Annotated in this window: 17 protein-coding genes and 1 tRNA gene; 5 read left to right on the plus strand and 13 right to left on the minus strand. The window is 58.7% G+C overall.

Translation table 11 applies throughout. The features are described from left to right. Positions 1-339 precede the first annotated feature (339 nt). On the plus strand, positions 340-1,254 hold the full coding sequence (locus tag E5K02_RS07870) for an ABC transporter ATP-binding protein (RefSeq protein ID WP_135394802.1): 915 nt from the start codon (positions 340-342) through the stop codon (positions 1,252-1,254). Further along, the gene (locus E5K02_RS07875) at positions 1,251-4,877 is read left to right on the plus strand and encodes a M1 family aminopeptidase (RefSeq protein WP_135393735.1); all 3,627 of its coding nucleotides are present in this window, start codon (positions 1,251-1,253) and stop codon (positions 4,875-4,877) included. The genes E5K02_RS07870 and E5K02_RS07875 overlap by 4 nt, the downstream gene beginning before the upstream one ends. Before the next feature lie 180 nt (positions 4,878-5,057). On the opposite strand, the gene E5K02_RS07880 is transcribed toward E5K02_RS07875, so the two are convergent. The 13 genes from E5K02_RS07880 to E5K02_RS07940 all read right to left on the minus strand — a co-directional run bounded on the left by E5K02_RS07880 (position 5,058) and on the right by E5K02_RS07940 (position 15,545). Then, positions 5,058-6,308, minus strand: coding sequence for a 5-(carboxyamino)imidazole ribonucleotide synthase (locus E5K02_RS07880; RefSeq protein WP_206025926.1), 1,251 nt, complete (start codon positions 6,306-6,308; stop codon positions 5,058-5,060). Beyond that, positions 6,305-6,841 (minus strand): 5-(carboxyamino)imidazole ribonucleotide mutase, encoded by a 537-nt coding sequence (gene purE, locus E5K02_RS07885; protein ID WP_135393736.1) that lies wholly within the window; start codon positions 6,839-6,841, stop codon positions 6,305-6,307. Before purE ends, E5K02_RS07880 begins: the two co-directional genes overlap by 4 nt. Before the next feature lie 39 nt (positions 6,842-6,880). Then, the gene (locus E5K02_RS07890) at positions 6,881-7,138 is read right to left on the minus strand and encodes a hypothetical protein (protein ID WP_135393738.1); all 258 of its coding nucleotides are present in this window, start codon (positions 7,136-7,138) and stop codon (positions 6,881-6,883) included. Positions 7,139-7,340: 202 nt separating this feature from the next. Further along, positions 7,341-8,618 carry a dihydroorotase gene (locus tag E5K02_RS07895; protein WP_135393740.1) on the minus strand — a complete coding sequence of 426 codons (1,278 nt, stop codon included), beginning with the start codon at positions 8,616-8,618 and terminating at the stop codon, positions 7,341-7,343. Positions 8,619-8,707: 89 nt separating this feature from the next. Then, positions 8,708-9,691, minus strand: a complete 984-nt coding sequence (locus E5K02_RS07900; protein ID WP_135393742.1) for an aspartate carbamoyltransferase catalytic subunit — start codon at positions 9,689-9,691, stop codon at positions 8,708-8,710. Between the two features lie 53 nt (positions 9,692-9,744). Then, on the minus strand, positions 9,745-10,086 hold the full coding sequence (locus E5K02_RS25475; protein ID WP_167856318.1) for a hypothetical protein: 342 nt from the start codon (positions 10,084-10,086) through the stop codon (positions 9,745-9,747). 441 nt (positions 10,087-10,527) lie between these two features. Further along, positions 10,528-10,725 carry a hypothetical protein gene (locus tag E5K02_RS07910; protein WP_135393746.1) on the minus strand — a complete coding sequence of 66 codons (198 nt, stop codon included), beginning with the start codon at positions 10,723-10,725 and terminating at the stop codon, positions 10,528-10,530. A 596-nt stretch (positions 10,726-11,321) separates the two neighbouring features. Then, positions 11,322-11,825 (minus strand): hypothetical protein, encoded by a 504-nt coding sequence (locus E5K02_RS07915; RefSeq protein ID WP_135393748.1) that lies wholly within the window; start codon positions 11,823-11,825, stop codon positions 11,322-11,324. Positions 11,826-11,867: 42 nt separating this feature from the next. Then, positions 11,868-12,146, minus strand: coding sequence for a tyrosine-type recombinase/integrase (locus tag E5K02_RS07920; RefSeq protein ID WP_135393750.1), 279 nt, complete (start codon positions 12,144-12,146; stop codon positions 11,868-11,870). A 395-nt stretch (positions 12,147-12,541) separates the two neighbouring features. After that, complete coding sequence (locus E5K02_RS07925; RefSeq protein ID WP_135393752.1) at positions 12,542-13,162, minus strand: TMEM175 family protein; 621 nt, start codon at positions 13,160-13,162, stop codon at positions 12,542-12,544. 97 nt (positions 13,163-13,259) lie between these two features. Next, positions 13,260-13,820 carry a hypothetical protein gene (locus tag E5K02_RS07930; RefSeq protein ID WP_135393754.1) on the minus strand — a complete coding sequence of 187 codons (561 nt, stop codon included), beginning with the start codon at positions 13,818-13,820 and terminating at the stop codon, positions 13,260-13,262. A gap of 12 nt (positions 13,821-13,832) precedes the next feature. Beyond that, on the minus strand, positions 13,833-14,999 hold the full coding sequence (locus E5K02_RS07935) for a zinc-dependent alcohol dehydrogenase (RefSeq protein WP_135393756.1): 1,167 nt from the start codon (positions 14,997-14,999) through the stop codon (positions 13,833-13,835). Between the two features lie 472 nt (positions 15,000-15,471). Continuing rightward, positions 15,472-15,545, minus strand: a tRNA-Ile gene (locus E5K02_RS07940). Positions 15,546-15,663: 118 nt separating this feature from the next. On the opposite strand from E5K02_RS07940, the gene E5K02_RS07945 reads away from it, so the two are divergent. The 3 genes from E5K02_RS07945 to E5K02_RS07955 are packed head-to-tail and all read left to right on the plus strand — an operon-like array spanning position 15,664 to position 18,182. Continuing rightward, positions 15,664-16,317: an HAD family hydrolase gene (locus tag E5K02_RS07945; RefSeq protein ID WP_135393758.1), complete on the plus strand. Its 654-nt coding sequence runs from the start codon at positions 15,664-15,666 to the stop codon at positions 16,315-16,317. After that, complete coding sequence (locus E5K02_RS07950; protein WP_240737195.1) at positions 16,295-17,521, plus strand: site-2 protease family protein; 1,227 nt, start codon at positions 16,295-16,297, stop codon at positions 17,519-17,521. The genes E5K02_RS07945 and E5K02_RS07950 overlap by 23 nt, the downstream gene beginning before the upstream one ends. Before the next feature lie 25 nt (positions 17,522-17,546). Then, positions 17,547-18,182 carry a hypothetical protein gene (locus tag E5K02_RS07955; protein WP_135393760.1) on the plus strand — a complete coding sequence of 212 codons (636 nt, stop codon included), beginning with the start codon at positions 17,547-17,549 and terminating at the stop codon, positions 18,180-18,182. Positions 18,183-18,248: the final 66 nt, after the last annotated feature.

The following is an 18,248-nucleotide window of genomic DNA, read 5'->3' on the forward strand; positions in this document are numbered from 1 at the left end:
TGAACAAGACCCAAACGGACAGGTGTATCAGCCAGAAGATTCTTTTGACGCGCTCCATAGCACAAAGGTGGGGCTTCCTATACTGGCCCGGGCCACCGGCTCGACCAGCTGCTCGGGCTACTCTACGAGCGGTGCAAAGGAGCCGGCCAGTGCTTTGGCAGAAGCATAACCCTGCTTGGCAGATTTCTTTGCCGCATTAGCATAACGCTTTTCCCTTTTCGAGTGGGCAAGCCTTGCTTCAGCCTGTAATACAAGATGAAAGCATCGGGGCCAGGTGCTGCACCGCCCTCCTTTCAGACGATAACCCGAAGCAAAGCAACGACTATGAAAACCCACTCGTTGGGCCTGATCATCCGCAATGTCTCCAAACGATATGCGAATGGCGTGCAGGCCTTGGATAATGTGTCGCTCAATATTCCGGCCGGCATGTACGGCCTGCTCGGCCCCAACGGAGCCGGCAAATCAACCCTGATGCGCACCCTGGCCACCCTGCAGGAGCCCGATACCGGGCAAATATTCCTGGGCGACATCGATGTAGTACACCAGAAGGATGCCGTACGCCAGACGCTGGGCTACCTGCCTCAGGAGTTTGGCGTATATCCCAAAGCCAGCGCCGAAGAGCTGCTCGATTACTTCGCGGTACTAAAAGGCATTACCGACCGGGCCGTGCGCCGGGCCACCACCGAGGCCCTGCTCAAACAAACCAACCTGTGGGACAAGCGCAAGCAGAAGCTGGGCGGCTACTCCGGCGGCATGCGCCAGCGCTTTGGCGTGGCCGTAGCCCTGCTGGGCAACCCGGGCCTGTTGATAGTGGACGAGCCCACGGCGGGTCTGGACCCGGCCGAACGGGTGCGTTTCCTGAATTTACTCAGCGAATTGGGCGAAACCAGCGTGGTGATTCTCTCCACCCACATTGTGGCCGATGTAGCGGAGCTCTGCACCAACATGGCCATCATCAACCAGGGACAGATTCTGCTGGAAACCTCGCCGCTGCAGGCTGTGGCCGCCCTCCACGGCCGCATCTGGCGCAAGCTGACCGACAAGCACACGCTGCCGGCACTGGAACAGGAGCATCGGGTCATTTCGGCCAAACTGCTCGGTGGCCAGACCCTGGTGCATGTGTACAGTGAAGAACTGCCCGGCCACGGGTTCGAACCGGTGCAGCCGGACCTGGAAGATGTGTATTTCAGTGCCCTGACCGGCTGCCTGGGCCCGGCCCATCCGCAACGCAAAGCGGAGAAAATAACGCTATGAAGCTCAGACGAATTTTCGCGCTGGAATTTGACTACCAGCTGCGCCAGGCTGCTACTTGGCTCTACTTTGGAGTTATCCTGGTCATTGCTTTTCTGATTGTCACGGCCAATTTCCTTTCGGATGCGCAGGAAGGATACTTTTTGGTGAATGCGCCCGTCGTCATTGCCACGGTGGCGGTGTTGTGCAGCGTGTTTTGGCTGTTGATCGGCGCCTCCGTGGCCGGCGACGCGGCGGCCCGCGACGCGCAGACCCGCATGCAGTTGCTCACTTACCCGGCCCCTATCAGCAGAGCCGAGTACCTGGGCGGGAGGCTGCTGGCGGCCTTGGCCCTCAACGTTTGCGTGCTACTGGCGGTGCCGGTAGGCCTGCTGCTGGCCATGCACGGCTCCGGGATAGAGGCCGAGTTGCTGGGTCCGTTCCGGCCAGCGGCTTACCTGACGGCTTTTTTCTTTATCGTGCTGCCCAACGCCTTTATTGCCACGGCCATTCAATTCTCGGTGGCCGCCCTTAGCCGCCGGGCCCTGGGCAGCTACCTGGGCGGCGCAGCCCTGTTTGCAGCGGCTTATGGAGTCGGGCAGGTGCTGCAGCACGAGGGGCAATGGGGAAATTTGGTGGACCCCATGGCGTTTACCCCGGTAATGGGCCTGATGGCCAAGTGGAGCCCGCTGGAGCTGAATGCGCGCCTGGTGCTGCTAGAAGACGTGTTTCTTCTCAACCGTCTTCTGTGGCTGGGTATTGCGCTGGGTGTACTGGCGTTTACCTTCCGCCGCTTTCAGCTGGTTTTGCCCGAAGTAAAGTCGAAGCCCGCCATCCGGCCCCAAGCCAACGTGGCGCCTGAAGAGAGCCGGCACTGGGGAGCCGGAGAAGCCCTACCCCTGCCGCGAGGCGCTTATGGCCTGGGCACGCGGCGGCACCAGGTGCGCCTGCTTACCCAAACAGCCTTTCTGCAGCTCGCCAAAAGCAAGGCCGGCCTGCCCCTGCTGGGTTTGGTGGCCCTGGTAATGGGGCTGGCCGCCCCCGGCAACCTGAAAGCCCGGGGCGTGCCGCTGCTGCCCCGCACCGACTTTGTCGTGGACTACCTGACCGCGCCCATCACACAGCCAGACAAGTTCTGGAGTATCATCGGGGTGCTGACCATTTTCTACGCCGGGGAGCTGGTGTGGCGCGAACGGGAAACCGGCCTAAACGAAATTTCCTACGCCGCGCCGGTGCCCGAATGGGTGCAGTTTCTGAGCCGATACTTCGCGCTGGTGCTGGCGCTGGTAGGCTGGCTAGCCTTTCTGATGGTGGCCGGATTGGGGGCGCAGGGGGCCCTCGGCGGGTTCAAGCCCGAAATTGGGCTGTACGTGCAGGTCCTGTTCGGGCTGCACCTGCTGGATTGCCTGCTCTTTCCCCTGCTGGCCCTGGCAGTGCACGTGCTGGTAAACCAGAAGTTTGTGGGGCATCTGGTGGCGCTGCTAACTTATGGGAGCATTGTCTTTGCACCCAAACTCGGTATCGAGCACAAGCTGCTCATCTACGCGGCCAGCCCCCACTGGACGTACACCGACATGGCCGGCTTTGGGCCCACACTGGCGCCCTGGCTGTGGTTTAAAGTGTACTGGCTGGCGTGGGCGCTGTTGCTGGCCGTGGTGGCGGTGCTGTTTTGGGTGCGAAGCCGGGAAACAAGTCTAGCCGCCCGCCTCCAGCTGGCCCGTCGGCGCTTCACTGGTTCCGTGGCCCGGGGGGCGGCAATGGCCACAGCGGGTATTCTGGGGCTTGGCGGTTTTATTTTCTACAATACCAACGTGCTGCATACCTACTCCAGTACCTCCACCACTGAGGCGCTGCGGGCGGCCTACGAGCAGCGCTTCCGACCATACCAGCACCTACCCCAGCCCCTGCTGACTGGCGTAAAACTACAGGTAGCAATGCACCCCCAGCAGCGAATAGTGCAGATTCAGGGCACCTACCTGCTAATGAATACTACGCAAGTGCCCATTGATTCGGTCCTCTTGGCTGCGGGCACGGGCGGCGTGGAAACCACTGCACTTACCTTCGACCGACCTGCCCGGGCAGTGCTTATAGATACTGAACATGGCCAGCGGATGTACACCCTAGTCCGGCCCTTGGCCCCCGGCGATTCGCTGCGCCTGAGTTTTCGGGTCACCTACACGGCGCAGGGATTTTCCAACGACGGAGCCGACGCGCAGATAACCGAAAATGCCAGTAGCTTCCGAAACCTGGAGTGGCTGCCCACCATCGGCTACCAACCCTACCGGGAGCTGGACGCGGCGGGCGCCCGCAAAGCGTATGGCTTGGCTCCCCGTCCCGCCACGGCCTCGCTCTACGATGTTGCAGCCCGCCGCTATGCTCCTTTTGCCGAGCAAATCCGCTTTGAGGCCATCGTCAGCACCGACACCGGCCAGAGAGTGGTAGCGCCGGGCACCCTGCGCCAGACCTGGAGTAAAGGCAGCCGCCGCTACTTTCACTACGCCACGGATGCGCCCATCCGGAACGAATACGCCTTTTTCTCGGCCAACTATGCGGTGCAGGAAGGGCAATGGCGCAACCCGGTGGCCGGCGGCCAGCACGTTGCCATTCAGATATATTCCCCCCCGGGACTGACCGAAAACCCGGCGCGGATGGTCCGCAGCGCCCAGGCATCGCTCGACTATTATACCCGGCAGTTTGGGCCCTATCCGCACCGGCAGCTCCGCTTTGTAGCTCATCCTAGCGATGCCTTCGGCAACCACGCCGCGCCCATGGCCATTACGACGGAGGAAGGCTTTTTTCTTATGAACCCGAAAGCGGATAAACGGGGCTTCGACCTGGTGACGGCCGTCGTGGCGCACGAAGTAGCCCACCAGTGGTGGGGCAACCAGCTCAAGCAAGCCTATGTCGAGGGCGCCGGCCTGCTCACCGAAAGCTTGGCGTGGTACTCGGCTATGGGCGTGCTGGAGGACAAGTACGGCCCGGAACACCTGCAGCGGCTCCTGAACTTTCTGCGGGAAGAGAATAAGACCCCGCGTACCCGCGCCGCCTTGCCGCTGCTGCAGGCCGACGACTGGTACCAGAACTACCGCAAAGGCCCCTTGGCATTGTACGCCCTGAGCCAATACATGGGCCGGGACCGGGTAAACGGTGCGCTCCGGAATTTGCTGGCCAACCACCGCCCCGGCATACTACCCCGCCCCACTTCCCTGGACCTGTACCAGGAGCTGCAAACGGTAGCGCCCGACTCGCTCCAGCCGCTGCTCCGCGACCTATTTCAAGCCAACACTTTCTGGGAAATGGCGACGAAAAACGCCACTGCCAAACCTACCAAAACAGGCTCCTGGCAGGTGACACTAACGCTACAGGCCAGCAAGCTAGTCGTGGACAGTGCCGGTACCGAAACCAAACGACCGATGAAAGAGTGGGTGGAAATCGGAGTCTTTGCCCCCGCCGAAGCGGGCCTGGAGACAGGCAAGCGGCTCTACCTGCACAAACACTTGGTCAAATCCGGGCAGCAGACCATTGTGCTGACGGTGCCGGGCCGCCCCGGCACCGTCAGCGTTGACCCGCGCAACCTGCTAATTGACTGGAAACTAACAGACAACAGCCGCTATATAACGTTAGCTCAGGCGCAAGCAGGCACCTGAAATATCCTACGGGCACCCGTGCTGCGTCAGCAAGGATTTAGCCCTAGCCTACCAGGCTTGACGGCCGTACGAAGCGCGCATCTACCGAACGTAAAGCCAGGTGTAGTACAATCCGCCGCCTGGCTGCTGTAAGCAGGCCCTCGTCGTTAGGTTGACTTAACCACGTTCAAACGATAACCTCTAGATGGCGTCCAACCCCGGTAAGCCAAGCAGATCAGCGGCACGATGCGCCACGGCTTTGACACGAACGACGTCCGGACCGGTGATGGTCAGGTGGCCCATCTTGCGGCCGGCTCGCGCCTGCACCTTGCCGTACAGGTGCAGGTGCGTGCCGGGCAGGCTCAGCACGGAGTGCCAGTCCGGCTCCCGCAGTTGCCCGCTGGCGTCAAACCATACGTCACCCAGCAGGTTGAGCATGATGGCCGCAGAATGCTGGCGCGGCTGCGGTAAGGGCAAGCCCGCCATGGCGTGAACCTGTAAGTCGAACTGCGAGGCGTCGCAGGCATCTATCGTGTAGTGGCCGCTGTTGTGCGGGCGCGGAGCCATTTCGTTGACCACCAGGCCGCCGTGCTCCGTGCCGTCGTCCACCACAAAAAACTCGACGCACAGCACCCCGACGTAACCCAGATGCTGCGCGATGGCCACGGCTGCCTCGCGGGCCCGGGTTGCTAAGGCAGGTGGCATATTGCCTTCGTAGGCGTGGGTCACGGCCAGAATGCCATTAACATGCACGTTGCGCTGCGGGGCGAAGCTGACGACTTGCCCATCCCAGCCGCGCGCCACCAGCACCGAACACTCGGCGGTGAGCGGCAGCATCTTTTCCAGCACGCAGGCCACGCCGCCCAGTTCCGCCCAGGCGGCGGCCAGGTCCGCGGCGGTCCTGACGCGGACCTGGCCCTTGCCGTCGTAGCCCAGGCGGGCGGTTTTCAGGATGCCGGGCAGCAACTCCGCCCGCTCGTCCTGGACGGCCCGCACCTGGGCCGGCGTCTCAAGCACCGCATAGGGCGCGCAGGTCACCCCCGACACGTCAGCGCAGGCGGCGAAGTGGGCTTTTTCTTCGATGCGGTTTTGGGCAATGCCCACCACGGCCCCACCAGGGGCCACGGGCCGGGTCTGCGCCAGCGTTTGCAGGGCCTGAGCCGGCACGTTTTCAAACTCGGTGGTGATGGCCTGGCACAACTGGGCCAGCTGCGCCAGCCCGGCCGGGTCGTCGTAGCCGGTCTGGATGTGGTGGTGGCTCACCAGCCCGGCGGGGCTTTGCGCGTCGGGCTCCAGCACGGCGGTGAAGTACCCCAGACGCTGGGCGGCATGCACAAACATCCGGCCCAGTTGGCCGCCCCCCAGCACCCCTAGGGTGGCCTGCTGGCCCGCGGCGTTTACACTGCCCGGGTAAATCGGAGTCATGGCTGTAATATCAATATCGGCGCTCATACCGGCAGCGTCATGGCGCGGGCGGCTTCGGTTTGCTCGGCGCGAAATGCCAGCAGCTTGGCCGCCAGACCCGGGTCGTGCAGGGCCAGTAGGCTGACGGCGAACAGCGCGGCATTGGCTGCCCCGGCATCGCCAATAGCAAACGTGGCCACGGGCACGCCTTTGGGCATCTGCACAATGCTGTGCAGCGAATCCACCCCCTGCAAATGCCGGCTGGCCACCGGCACTCCTAGCACGGGCACCGTGGTTTTGGCGGCCAGCATGCCCGGCAGGTGGGCGGCCCCTCCCGCGCCGGCAATGATGGCCTGCAAGCCGCGCGGACCGGCTTGTTCGGCGTAGGCAAACAAGTCATCGGGCATACGGTGGGCCGACACTACGCGCGCTTCGTGGGCCACGCCGAAGTGCGCAAGAATCTGCACGGCATGCTGCATGGTGTTCCAGTCGCTGCTGGAGCCCATGACTACCCCGATCAGGGGTTTGCCTGGGGCGGCGCTGGGAGTATCAGAGGTGGTGGAGGCGGAAAGGGTGTTCATCAAAAAATTTGTTGTCATGCTGCGCTGGTCGAAGTATCGCTACCGCTTCGTTAGCCCATCAAGGTTACTCCATTTGTCAGTTAAGTCAGTTGCTGCTGGATCAATATCAATTACTTCGGCTTCGAAGTCGAACAGGATTGAGACACTAGCCACAATATCCTCAGCGGCTAGGCTGACCCGATAGAAATCTGAACATCGTTCCTGCGGGGCGTTGTGCAAGCTGGGTTTGTCAATCTTGCCGTTTGACAGCATGCGGGTAATACGGTCAGCAAGATGCGCTTGGTCACGTTGCGCCAAGATTCTGCGTGTAGCATTCACAGTGGCAAAATCCAGAACGTCTCCGCGTTCTTTCAGCTCTTAGTACTGAGTTGCATCCCTTGCTTTAGCGGGTCAAGTGAAACAACTCAACGAAGCCAGGAGCAATGTTTCGAGCAGCGGACGCCAGATCAAGCACGACGTTCTTTTACAAAAGCTTGATTTTATAGACAGGTTCGCCCAGTTAGCGCTCCAGCAGGATTTCCGTGCCCAGAATCACCAGGTCTACCCGGCCTTTCAGCGTCTGGTCGATGAAGGGCGTGTTCTGGGATTTGGATTTCATGAATTCCCGCGTAAAGGTGGTTTCCGCTGCGGTATCGAACAAGACGCAGTTGGCTTCCTGGCCGACTTCGATGGTGGGTACCGGCAGGCCCATCAGGCGGCGGGGCTCCGCTGAGTAACGCTTCACGACCAAGTCCCACCCAAATTTTCCGGGCTCGACGAAGTGGTGATAGAGCGAAACCAGGGCCGTATCGAGGCCGGTGATGCCATTGGGCGCGCTGATAAAATCCTGGGCTTTTTCGAACGGCGTGTGCGGGGCGTGGTCGGTGGCAATGAGGTCGAATACGCCTTCCTTGAGCCCTTCGAGCAGCGCATCGCAGTCGGCCTGCGTGCGCAGCGGCGGGTTCATCTTGTAGTTGGTGTCGTAGTCGCCGATGTGCTCGTCGGTGAACAGCAGGTGGTGCGGGGCCACTTCCGCCGTCACCTTCACATCGCCGCGGGATTTCCACCAGCGAATGGTTTCCATGCCGAGCTTGCTCGACACGTGCTGGATGTGCACGTGCGCGCCCGCCGCCCGGGCCAGGCGAATGTCGCGGTCAATGATGATTTCCTCGGCGCAGGCCGGTGAGCCCTTGATGCCAAGCCGGTAGCTCATTACCCCTTCGTTCAGCGCGCGCGGCCCGGCCAGTTCCGGCACCTCGCAGTGGCTGGCGAAAAACATCCCGAACTCGGTGGCGTACTGCATGGCCCGCAGCAGCACCGCCGGGTCGCTGGTAGTGTCGCCATCGTCGGTGAGCATCTTCACGCCGAGCCCGCGCATGCCCTCGATTTCGGCCAACTCCTTGCCCTCACGGTTTTTCGTGACGCAGCCGGAGGTGTATACCGGAATGCGGGACCGGTCTTTGGCATTTTCCAGCACAGTGGCCACGGTGGTAGCCGAGTCGAGGGCCGGGCGGGTATTCGGCATCATCACCACGCCGGTCACGCCGCCGTTGATGGCTGCTTCGCTCCCCGTGGTGATGGTTTCTTTGTTCTCAAACCCGGGGGCGCGGAAATGGACGTGGGCATCAAACATGCCGGGCATAAGAATCCGGCCCCGCGCGTCGATGACGCGGGCACCCTGGGGAAGAGCTAGGTTGCTGCCGATGTCTTGAATTTTTCCTTCGACAATCAGGACATCGCCTTCGAGCAGTACAGGTGAATTTTCGGAGGCAATGCGGGCGTTTTGAAGGAGAAGCATGAAGGTAGGAGTGCTGTTAACTGGCAAGGGTGGAGGGATATTCGGGCTACTGAAGAAAATACACGGGTGGAACCAGCGGCGGCCGGCGTTTAGGGTATAACCACCGCCGAGCTAGCCCGCTGCCGTGCGGCATACGTCGATTCCTGCCGCGGGAATTCTCCGCCCGGCGTAAGCCAGTCGAGCACGGCCATGCGAATGGAAATGCCGTTCTCGACTTGGTTGGTAATCAGGCTGCGCTCATAGTCCATGACGGCGTCGCAGAGCTCGACTCCCCGGTTCACGGGGCCGGGGTGCATGATGTAGAGGCCCCGGTCGCGGATTTCTGCCAGCCGGGCGGTGGTAATGCCGTAGACCCGGTGGTACTCCCGAACGCTGGGGAAAAACTGCACGTCCTGACGCTCCATCTGTACGCGAAGCAGGTAGACCACATCGGGCGCCCAGGCCATGGCCGCCTCGTAGTCGGTGAAGCGGCGGATGCTTTCCGGCACGTACTTGGGCACCAGGGAGCCCGGACCGAGGTAGGCAACCTCGACGCCCAGCTTTTGCAGCAACGTGCTGGTGGAGCGCGCGACGCGGGAATGGAGAATATCCCCAATGATGAGGACTTTTTTGCCCCGGGGGTCGGGGAATTTTTCCTTGATGGTGAAGGCGTCCAGCAGGGCCTGGGTCGGGTGTTCATGCGCCCCGTCGCCGGCATTGATGACCGAGGCCGTGGTTTGACGGGCAATCATGCCGGGCAGGCCGGGGTGACTGTGGCGGACGACGATGTAGTCGGTACGCATGGCCTGGAGCGTCTCGATCGTCTCGCGCACCGACTCGCCCTTGGTGATGGAGGAGTGGTCAACGTCGAAATTCGTTACCTCCGCCGAGAGGCGTTTGGCCGCAACTTCGAAGGAGGAATGCGTCCGGGTGCTGGCCTCATAGAAGAGCATGAGCACGGACTTGCCCTCGAGGGCGGGGATTTTTTTCACCGAGTGGGTGAAGAGTTTCTTAAAGGACGTGGATTGGTCGAGCAGGAACTCGATTTCCTCACGGTGAAGGGATGCAATGTCGAGCAGGTCTTTACGTGCCATACCGGGGTTGAGGAAAAGTGAGGTTGTCTAGCTTAAAAGGACAGGATGAGGTCTTATCTGCCAATATCCATGACGCAGAAACGAGTTGTCGATGTGGGCCGAGGCAATGGCAGCTGCCGCGGCTCAAGGTGGATATTGGTGGCCAGGGGAAATACAGGTTTGGGGGCAGCATGTGCGTTATGCAGCGGCTTCAGGGCAGCGGCCGACGAACGCAACGGACATAAAAAAACCGTTTCGGAATCCGAAACGGTGGCGAAGCAATACTCAGAAAAAACAATAGAAACAGCAGAGGCAAAATCAGAAAAACCGATGGTGGTGAAGACCTTCCGGTCCACTCGCGGTTCCTTGCCGAGCAAGGCCCCACGCTTCATCAACAAGTTTTTTGGTTGAAGCACGATGCAAAATTACGGCATTGTTGCGCTCAGTAACGCATCGTCGATATTAATTTTTTTCCGTACCGCTTTTCTCAACTTGCATTTTAGACCCAACGGGCTGGATAAGGCAGTTTTTGGCAGCTCTGCCGCCAGCGAAAAGGTAGCTTGTATACTTTATCGTTTGGTAAACACAATTCACCTTAAGGCAGACGCAACAGGAGGCTCACAGGATACGCCAAACCCTAGTAGCGCGCTTTGTAGACCCTAAATCCCCGCTAATCATCAAAATCACTGGTAATCAGCATTTTGCCATGATCTACCTTTCTCCAAGAAGGATGTTCTAATTCCTCACTTAGTTAGCGGCCCAACGTGCGCGGGAAAGCATGGAAAAGATCAAACCGATAAAGGAGGGGGTAACGGCTTAACAGAAAAGCCCCGGCGCAGGTTGGGGCTTTTTTGCGCCTAGGCTGCGTGTTGCACCTCGTGATTCAGCATGCGGGCTCGGTTGAAGTTTCCTATCATCAGGCGCATGGCATGATGGTAGTTAATCATGTCTTGGCTGTCATCTTCCCGTTCGGGGAAGGTTTTGTAATACTCTTCTAACGGAGCAATGTAAGGCAAGGCCTTGTCGAGGTACTGAGATTGCTGAGGTAGTGTCACTGTAGTATATATTTAAATCGCTGCGAAAGTTACAGTAAAAGTTCACAGGAAAATCACTGTTTAAAGCTCCACAGGGGCGTTTTATCAAAAAAATATATAGGAAAAAATCTATAAAATCTAACGCACATGGTGTTATATCCGGGCTCGTAGCCTAGAAAATTGAGCGGTATCACACCATTGTAATTTCTCCTAGCTTGAATGCCGAGCCGTGGCGGGTAAATTCCGACCACCGGATAAGTACATCAATGGGCCACAGAAGACGACGGCCTGCGTGCCGGAGTTGTATTTGCTCGACCATCTCACCCAGCTGGTGAGGGAAACATGCTACAATCATCGCAGCAGGTATCAGTGCCTTTTCTGCTGAAAGTGTTGGCAAAAATAAAAGCCTCCTTCCCAGGACCGGGAAGGCGGTTTTTGGCAGGCCCAACTGTTCCACTCGTTTTGAACAGCCCTACTGAACATGCCTTGTTCAGGGCCTCAACGAAGGTTGGCAAATCCCGCTGACAGCCGATAGCAGGCATTGTTCAGCAGTTGTTTTACCTATGTTTCACCAACTGGATCAGCTCATGGAAAGGTCAAGCGTTTCGGAGGTTGACCTAGGGCAGGGAAATACTAGTTTCCACACCGATGTGTGTTGCGCCGGTCTGATCGACCCACCGATTCTTTGGATCGGTGTAGGCAGAATGGTCCATTTTGAGGGACACTTTACGAATACCGTCTATTTCCAGGGTATATTCAGCCGTAGATGATGCATCGGGGCCAACAAAGTTATGAGCTGTTATATGCCTATAGGATATCGTGAAATACAATCGATTCTCAGGAATCATTTGTCTCTCAACTACCTGCTCAAGTGGCTCGAAATAGCCATTTCTGGCAGAAAATCCAAAGAAATACCGATACATAAAATCCGCATCTTTCAACGATCTGGCGCTAACCGTTACATTCGGTAGTGTGCTGAGTTCCGGATGTTGGGCATGTATCTTTTCGAATCTAAGAACAACATTCGGTTTTACGGGCTTGGCAGGTTGCTCTTCTTCCTTCTTGCAACCATTGAGCACTAATATAAGACCGAGGAAGACGAGAGAGTAGATTAATTTCATAGGATCTTTTGCTGCGAAGCTATTGGAAATAACCTAGGCGACCTACCCAACTTTCAATAGCGGTATCGGCCGGTTTTTGTACACGTTGTCGGCAGCCTGGTCTACCGGGGCCGAATTGTGCCGGTCCACATAAATTTTGGCGGTGCTGCGCTGCTGGTGGCCGAGCAAGGCGCCCACCTTGCCCAGGTCGCCGCCGTTGGCGCGGTCGGCTTCGGTGGCCAGGGTGCGACGTGACGAGTGCGTGCTGAGCTTCTTAGTGATGCCGGCTTTTTCAGCGCCCATCTTGATGTTCTTGTTCAACTTCGAGGTGGCCTTCTTCATTTTCTGCAGCTAGTCCCGCTCCGAGAGTTTGTTATAATCGGGGTTCAGCCCATGCCCAAGCTGCCTCCCACAGACGCGCTGCCCCAAGTGCTGTTTACAGTCTTTCGCAACTAGTTTTAGAGGAAAGCATTGGCAAAAGTATTGGCAGAAAATAAAAAAGCTCCTCCCTGCTAGCAGAAAGGAGCTTTTGGTGGGCCCAACTAGTGAAGCATCGAACTATTGGCAGCAGGATATAGAAGCTATTGCGGCCTTTAGCAGCCTCGTCAATCTCGACGATTTTAGCGTTTCGCAGCCGCAGGGCGTGGCGTAATAAGACGACCATCCCCTCTCCCACCGCGGCGGCTACGCCCTACGCCCCGACAGTGCCAGAGCTGGGGTACCGCATATGGCAGGCCTCAGGATTGATTCTGCTCTTGTAGCTTTTTTTCCCCGAACCGCGGCAGGGCAAAATAGACGTATAACAGCACAACGGGTACAATGCTAAACGGCACGCTCCATAAACAAATCAGCAAGGCCGCCAGGTGCAGCGCCGGCGCAAGGGCATATTCTTTCGTCAGCAGACGGATCAGCCTTTTATCGGTATCGTCTTCCAGCAGTTCCTGCTTGCTAATGGCGTACCACCAGGTACAATTATACAGCAAGGTCATCATCACCAACGTCCCGTGGTAGATCAGGGCGGCCGTCCGCTCGTCGGGCTTGCCGATGTGACGGGCTAACAGGCCGGTGGTAAAGGATTGCAGGGTCACGAACATCAGAAACAGAATATCCAGGATAAGCAGGTACTGGTCCGTCTGCTTGATGTAGATGAACATGTTGTGGTGGTTGGACCAGGCAATGCAGATGAACAGGAAAGACGCCGCGAAGGCCGCATAATGGGGCCAGAGTCGCACAATTTCCTGCAGCAAGCCCGTCTCCGTTTCCGGCTTAGGCAGTTCGGTAGCCAGCAAGGTGGCCGCTATGGCTAAAACCGCGTCGCTGAAATATTCAAGCCGGTCGGTTGGTCGATGGTTGTGCATACGCGCTTTTCAACAGCAAGGCCTTGATGATAGAAAAAACCAAAAAAGCGTCAACTCCAACAGGGTGCCGCCCGCGCTGGGGTTGACGCTTTGTTGGCTACCTGTTGCTCATCCGGTACTTATTCTTCTTTTTCCTTTTCAACAGCAGGATACCGGCCGTTAGCAGCAGCGCCGTCGTCGCTGCCCTCCCAATAAAGCCCGCGCGGTTGTACTTCCACTCCGCGCGCCAGCCCCGCTCAACCCAGGGGTTGGGAAGAACGCCGTGCATCAAATCGGTCAACTTGCCCTGAATGGTGTCGACGCGGTCGGCCAGGATGAGCGTCATCCAGTGCGTGGCGGTGGCCTCGCTGTACGTGTAGGCGAAGCGGCGGATGGCCCCGCTCAGGCCGATGGGCGGCGTCGACGTGCCGAACACCCGGGTGACGCCGGGCCGCTCGATGGAATGCAGGATTTCCATGTCCAGCGGCTGCTGGGGGGCCTTTTTGTAATTGAGCCGTTGGTGGTCCGCCCCGTTGGCATGTTTCATGGGGTACGTGGGGTCGTTTTCCGGATCGGCGTCCATGCCCCAGCCGGGTATCTCGGCGGCGCGGGCCATGTTGCGCTGGGCAATGACGCGGTCCTGCCCCGCCTCAATTTGATTTTCCAATGCGTTTTTCATGAGCAAAAGGGGTTAAGCGAACGAAGCGTTGGCGCGTGACGGAATCAGCAGGGGTTTGATGATGTTGTCCAGCTTCTTGGAGAACATGCGGTAAGCATCCGGTATTTCTTCCAGCGGAAACCGGTGGGTAATGATTTCCTTGGGGTTGATCCGGCCGCTCATGATGTGGTCAATCAGTTTGGGCAGCAGCCGCTTGACCGAGGCCTGGTTGGCCCTGATAGTCAAGCCTTTATTCATGATACTGCCGAGGGGCGCGAGGTTCCAGGGCGGGCCGTATACCCCGATGATAGATACGATACCGCCTTTTTTCACGGAATTGACGGCCCAGTGAAAGGCCGTAGCCGTGCCGGCCTGCATCAGGAGGCTCTTCCCGCTAATCGTTTGCCAGGCATGGCCCGACGCTTCGCAGCCCACCGCGTCGATGCACACGTCGGCGCCAAACCAGTCGGTGGCCTTTTTCAGGAATACCACCGGGTCTTTCATTTCCCGGAAGTTGTACGCCTCGGCAAACGAGAATTTGCGGGCAAACTCCAGGCGGTAATCCAATTCATCAATCACGATGACCCGGCCGGCGCCAAAAAACCAGGCAAAGCGGGCCGCCATCAGCCCGATCGGGCCGGCGCCGAACACCACCACGGTGTCGCCTTTCTGGATGCCGGCCTGCTCGGCCGCCTGGTAGCCGGTGGGCACCACGTCGGTGAGCAGCACGGCATTTTCCAGGTCCATGCCTTCCGGCAGAATGGTGGGGCTCACATCGGCGTAAGGCACGCGCACGTATTCGGCCTGGCCCCCGTCGTAGCCCCCGCCCGTGTGGGCGTAGCCAAAGAAGCCGCCCACGGCGGTGGCTTCCGAATTGGCCTCGTGGCAGTTGCCGTAGAGCTCCTGCTGGCAATGCGGACAGCTGCCGCAGGCAATGTTGAAAGGCACCAGTACATGGTCGCCCACCTTCAGTTTTTGCACATCCGAGCCAACGGCTTCTACGACACCAGTAAACTCGTGGCCAAAGGTCATACCCACCCGGGTGTCGGGCACCATCCCATGGTACAGGTGCAGGTCGGAGCCACAGATCAACGATCTGGTGACTCGCACAATGGCATCACTGGGATGCTTAATTTCCGGCACGGGCCGGTTACGGTCTGCCCTGATCTGAAAGGGCCCCCGGAAGTTCATGGCTAGCATAGGCGTAGGTTTTTTTCAAGTGAAACCATCCAAGATTTTTGTGCACAAATACAGTATAACGCTCCTCCCCAATCGTTGGCTATCAGGTTAGTACGGGTTTACCCGGGATAAACCCTTAATTATAACTGCGTATATTTCCCTTTGGGCATTACCTGACAAGCGTGGCAGATGGCAGCTCCATCCCGCGCGGGCTGACGCGCATCTTCGGACGCCATGCACCGGACGGCCCCGGCGTGGGTAATACCGCCGCTAAGCCAGACGCCGGCCCGGCTACGGCTCGTTGATGAGCTGGCACGGGACGTTTATCCGCCCGCACCGGTACCCCCGTCGACCTAGCTTTCGCGCCCGAAACGGGACTTACCGGACTAGTCGCGCCAATACCATTTTCGAGAAAATCACCCCACTTTCACATACTACCCGCCAACAAAAAAACCGGCCTTATCACGTTTTGTCGTGATAAGGCCGGTTTAAGTGGGCCCAACTGGAATCGAACCAGTGACCTGCTGATTATGAGTCAGCTGCTCTAACCGATTGAGCTATAGGCCCGGCTAAAACCTTCCGGAGTTGGTTTCGGCAGTGCAAACTTCGAAGTTTGCCACCGGATTTCCAATTCTATTCTCCGGGTGAGGGCCACTTACTGGCTTTGCCCGTCTTACTTTGCTCTATGTCTGGGAAAAAGCCGAACCTGCTCTTTGATTTTGGGGGCGTAATTATCAACATCAATTACCAGTTGACGACCGAGGCCATGCGGGCCCTGAGCCGGGCCGGTAGCACCATCGAGTTCAGCCAGCAAAGCCAGTCGGAATTGTTTGATCTGCTCGAAACCGGCCGTCTGACTCCCCAGGAGTTTCGCGCCGGGCTGCGGCAGCACTACGAGCTGGAGGCCAGCGACGAGCAACTCGACGAGGCCTGGAACGCCATGCTGCTCGATGTGCCGGCCGAGCGACTGGCCTTCCTTGCCGAGCTGCGCGCCCAGGGCCACGAAACGGCTTTGCTGAGCAATACCAACTATATCCACATCGAGGAAATCAACCGCCGACTACAACAGCAGTACGGGTTTCGCCAGGGCATTGCCGACTGTCTCGACCGGGTCTTTTATTCCCAGCAGGTGGGCCTGCGCAAGCCGGGCCCGGAGATTTTTGCCCATGCCTTGCGCGAAATGAACTGGAAAGCGGAGGAAACTCTTTTCATCGAGGACAGTTCTCAGCATATTGAAACGGCCCGGCGCCTGGGGCTGCCAACGCTGTTCCTGACCCCGCCCCTTACGCTCACCGACGCTCTTCCCGCTGCTATCCGTGCCTTCTCTCCCACTGCCTGACGCCCCCACCCCCGACACCTATCCGCCTATCGAGTTTGACCGTTACGAACGGCCCGCTCCACCCCGTTGGCGGGTATATACCCTGCACCTGCTACTCTTTGCGCTGACTCTGGTGACGACCACGCTGGCGGGGGCAGAATGGATAACCGGAGCGCCTTTTTTTGTGCGTGACACCCCGTTTCAACAAGAAGTGTTTCGCCTGACGGGCTGGTTTACCCAAGCCCAGATTCTGCGGGGCCTCTGGTTTTCCCTGCCTTTTCTGGGGGTGCTGACCGTGCACGAGTTTGGGCACTACTTCACGGCGCGGCACTACAAGGTGAAGGCGACCCTGCCCTACTACATTCCGTTCTTCACGGGCTTTTTTAATACCATTGGCACGTTCGGCGCGGTTATTCGCATCAAGGACCGCATATTTTCGCGCAAAGAGTTTTTTGATATCGGCTTGGCGGGGCCGCTGGCGGGTTTTCTGGTCGCCATTCCGGTGCTTATCTACGGGTTTACCCATTTGCCGCCGCTGGACTACGTATTCCAGATTCACCCCGAGTACCGCAGCTACGGGGCCGACTATGCCCGGCAGGTGTACCAGGACGGGACCGGCATGACGCTGAGCCGCCCCTTGCTCTACCAAGCACTGGAACACTGGTTTGCCGACCCGGCCCGCCTGCCCCACCCCAATGAGCTGATGCACTACCCGCTGCTGCTGGCTGGTTCGCTGGCCCTGTTTTTTACGGCCCTCAACCTGTTGCCCATCGGGCAGCTCGACGGAGGCCACATCCTCTACGGCCTGCTGGGGTTTCGCCTGGCCAACCGGCTGTCGGTAGTGTTTTTCGTCGGGTTTATCTTCTACGCGGGGCTGGGCTTATTTACCTTGCACAGCTCCTGGCAAACCTGGCTCTACGGCGGGGTGCCCTACCTGCTCTACCTATTCGTCGTATTTCGCCGCGCCGTGCCCACGGTGCGGCGCACGGTGCTGCTGCTGCTGAGCGTGCTGGCCGGGCAGCTGGCGCTTACCGTGGCCGTGCCCAATATTTTGGGTAATCCGGGCTGGCTGGTGTTTGGGCTGCTGCTAGGCCGGTTTATGGGAATATTTCATCCTCCCGCCCCCGACGAGCGGCCCTTACATTTGGGGCGAAAGGTGCTGGGCTGGGTAATGCTTGCTATTTTCGTCCTCTGCTTTTCCCCGTCGCCCTTTACGTTTATATAGTCCGGTTGAGGTCGGTATACTACTTATGTTTCTCGAACAACGTCAGCTTACGCGCGTCACGCAGCTAGCCTTGCGTCCGCACGGTTTATATGTCTGTGAGCGTACCCGGCAGGGTAAAAAGATTCTGGAATTTGAAATGCCTTACGAGGAAGTTCTGCCCGTGCGGGTAGAGCGCACTACCTCCACCCCGCAACTGAAACTGGCACCACTGGCCTTTTTTTGGCTTGCCTCGCTGGTGCTACAGCAAGCCGGCAAACGCATCACCGACCTGACCACAACCGAGTGGGCCGTGGCGTTCGGCATTCTGGCAGTATTGGTAGCCGGCTATTTCTATGGGCAAAACAACTGGTGGCGGCACTTTACCCTAGGTACGGCCCGGGCCAATATCACCTTGGCTGACCGCAGCCGTCAGCGCCAGGACTTGGACCGCTTCGCCGACGCGCTGGATAAGCGCACGAAAGCCTACCTGAAAGAACACTACGCGGCCGTTAACCCCTTAGGAATCATTGAGCCCCAGCTACAGCGCCTCCATTGGTTGCAGCATCTCAACGTAGTCAGTGAAGCCGAGGCCCGGGCCTTGGCCACCCGCCTGACCGGGCAAATCAGCAACGTCCCCCTCAAGAGCATGGGCCAGAATCTGGAAGCGCCCTACGTAAATTAAGGGCTGGTTTTAGCCAGCCACCACAACCAAAAGACCGTCATGCTGAGCGATGCTCGACATGACGGT

The sequence above is a fragment of the Hymenobacter metallicola genome (genome assembly GCF_004745645.1).
Classification (GTDB): domain Bacteria; phylum Bacteroidota; class Bacteroidia; order Cytophagales; family Hymenobacteraceae; genus Hymenobacter; species Hymenobacter metallicola.